This is a genomic window from Aquiflexum sp. (assembly GCF_977115555.1).
On the sequence record NZ_CDSBKL010000536.1, the window covers coordinates 1 to 2,326 of the forward strand.

Genomic DNA, 2,326 nt, shown 5'->3' on the forward strand with positions numbered 1-2,326 from the left:
CAGCAGTCACGTTTGCACCGTTGATCATTACTTTGCCATCCTTGATGGAAACTTTCAAGTCTTGACCGTTCAAAGTTTTTACTACTTGGCCATCAGAAAGGTCAGCAGCCATGACATTGCCTGCTACTACATGGTAAGTCAAAACAGCTGTCAATTTGTCTTTGGCCTCAGGCTTCAAAAGACCTTCAACTGTTCCGGCCGGCAATGCTGCAAAAGCATCATTGGTAGGTGCGAAGATCGTGAAAGGACCTGTTCCGCTCAAAGTTTCCACCAATCCGGCGGCTGTCACTGCGGCTACTAAAGTAGTGTGGTCAGGAGAACCTACAGCGATGTCTACCACAGTCTTAGGAGCTTCAGCAGGAGCCATTTCGACAACTTCGGTTACAATTTCTTCTACAGTTTCTTCTTTTGGGGCACCGCCACAGCTAACTAGAAAAGAAGTAGCAATAGTAGCAACTGCCAATGATAAGAATCTTAATTTTTTCATTTTTTTTAAATCTTGGTTTAGATATGTTTTAATAACAAACAAGTCAGCCGATAGTTTAAAAATAAATCAAATAGACCTTGGCCCTTGTCTCTTGACCCTTCATCAAACATGGAATAATGAACTTTAACGCAAAATCAAATTAAGGTCTTTGTGGTTTTTTTGATCGAAGGTTTATCTTGATATTTCAAAAACAGACAGAAATTTTACCCGTGTTTCAGGTCTAATTTCTAGCGAATGGGACAGGTATCAAAAACAAATAGCAACAAAAAATGGGAAATGACAGCAAGCAAACCTGGATCGACTTTGGGTATAGGATTTTTGCAAAAGAGGGACCAAAAGGCCTCAAAATAGAAGTTTTGGCAAGAAAAGTCAATAAGAGCAAATCTTCCTTTTACCATCACTTTGCTGATTTGGCTATTTTTACTGACTTGCTGCTCGACCATCATTTGACCCGCTCCAAAATCATCGCCGATGAGGAGAAAAAGTGTAAGAACATTGATCCTGATCTCATCTGCGTATTGGTTTCCTACAAGGCAGACCTTTTGTTTAACCGCCAACTGAGGGTAGAAAGGAACAATTCCTCGTTTCAGGATTGCCTCCGAAAATCGGATGAAATTGTAGGCAAGGGTTTCGTTGACATTTGGATCAAAGACCTCCAACTTGAGGACAAACCAAAACTGGTGGCTTCCCTTTTTGAGTTGGCGCTTGAAAATTTTTATTTGCAGATCACAGAAGAAACCCTGAATAAAGAATGGCTATCGGACTATTTCAACAACCTCAGAAAAACAGTTTCGAATTTCAGTACTTCATTTTGATTGCTGAATTGTACGGAAGCGACTAAAATCTATGTCGCTGGTTTTTGAATATTGTATCCATATACAAAAAACATTTATGGAATGAATGAAGCTACCAAAAACCACCCCGCAAAAATCAGGTCCCATCAGTTTTATAAGTTTTGGCTAAAAATCACCGCAATCATTATCGGGAGTTTTGGACCGGTATTTTTTTTGGGAACTATGGCCTCCACCTTGGAACCTGCCCGGCTTACCCTTGACCTTTTGAGTTGGCCGGTAGATGGACTTACCACCTATGACTCTCCTGATACAAGGTTTCTTTCTGCCCTGACAGGGGGTTTTCTTTTCGGATGGGGAGTTATGATTTGGTGCCTTTCCGTTTGGGTTTATGACCTCGCCCCTGATGCTGTTCGAAGGTCAGTGTTGATCGGAATCCTTTCATGGTTCATTTTGGACAGTGCAGGTTCTTTTGCTTCCGGAAATACCTCCAATGTTTTGTTCAATATAATCGTCCTGCTTTTGGCTGTAGGTCCTCTTTGGCTACCAATCGAAAAAAATTCAAGCTCATCAAACTAATTTTCAAAAAATATGGAAAATTCAAACAATAACCAGCTTATCCTCAAAGGAATACTTTCCCTCCAAACCTTCATCCTTTTTGTTTATACAGCCTATGCAGTCAAAAATGAAGGTTGGGGCTTTTTGCAGATCGCCGCGACCAACGTTGGTTCCATGACTTGGAGCGGTCAGTTTGCTTTGGATTTTGCCTGTTATTTGATGCTTTCGGGGATTTGGATCATGTGGCGCAATAAGTTTCAAGCGCAATCCCTGATCATGGGGATTGCGGCGATGATCCTAGGGATTATTGTTTTTGCACCTTATGTCATTTACCTCTTGGGCAAAGAAAAAGGTGATCTCAAAAAAGTGCTTCTTGGGGAGCATGCCTGATAGATTTTTGATTTTAGTGGAAAACTGAAGGCAAATGAATCTAATCATTGAAGTTCAGTCTGAATTTAAATCTTTTGGAAAAGTCTGAAAATTGAAATAT

Annotated in this window: 4 protein-coding genes; 3 read left to right on the forward strand and 1 reads right to left on the reverse strand. The window is 40.6% G+C overall.

Annotated elements, in window-relative coordinates:
* Window positions 1-487: fasciclin domain-containing protein (locus ACZFYI_RS19230; protein WP_462525739.1), on the reverse strand; the 487-nt coding region annotated here is incomplete at its 3' end.
* A gap of 269 nt (window positions 488-756) precedes the next feature.
* On the opposite strand from ACZFYI_RS19230, the gene ACZFYI_RS19235 reads away from it, so the two are divergent.
* The 3 genes from ACZFYI_RS19235 to ACZFYI_RS19245 all read left to right on the forward strand — a co-directional run bounded on the left by ACZFYI_RS19235 (window position 757) and on the right by ACZFYI_RS19245 (window position 2,226).
* Complete coding sequence (locus tag ACZFYI_RS19235; protein ID WP_462525740.1) at window positions 757-1,302, forward strand: TetR/AcrR family transcriptional regulator; 546 nt, start codon at window positions 757-759, stop codon at window positions 1,300-1,302.
* An 81-nt stretch (window positions 1,303-1,383) separates the two neighbouring features.
* A complete protein-coding gene (locus ACZFYI_RS19240) occupies window positions 1,384-1,857 on the forward strand; it encodes a hypothetical protein (protein ID WP_462525741.1) in 474 nt (157 codons plus the stop codon).
* Window positions 1,858-1,869: 12 nt separating this feature from the next.
* Entirely contained in the window at window positions 1,870-2,226 is a 357-nt protein-coding gene (locus ACZFYI_RS19245; RefSeq protein WP_462525742.1) for a hypothetical protein, read from the forward strand.
* Window positions 2,227-2,326: the final 100 nt, after the last annotated feature.

What these genes read in the sequence shown, in the direction of transcription:
- ACZFYI_RS19240 (WP_462525741.1), top strand. Translation starts at nt 1,384, where the DNA reads ATGAATGAAGCTACCAAAAACCACCCCGCAAAAATCAGGTCCCATCAG.
- ACZFYI_RS19235 (WP_462525740.1), top strand. Translation starts at nt 757, where the DNA reads ATGGGAAATGACAGCAAGCAAACCTGGATCGACTTTGGGTATAGGATT.
- ACZFYI_RS19245 (WP_462525742.1), top strand. Translation starts at nt 1,870, where the DNA reads ATGGAAAATTCAAACAATAACCAGCTTATCCTCAAAGGAATACTTTCC.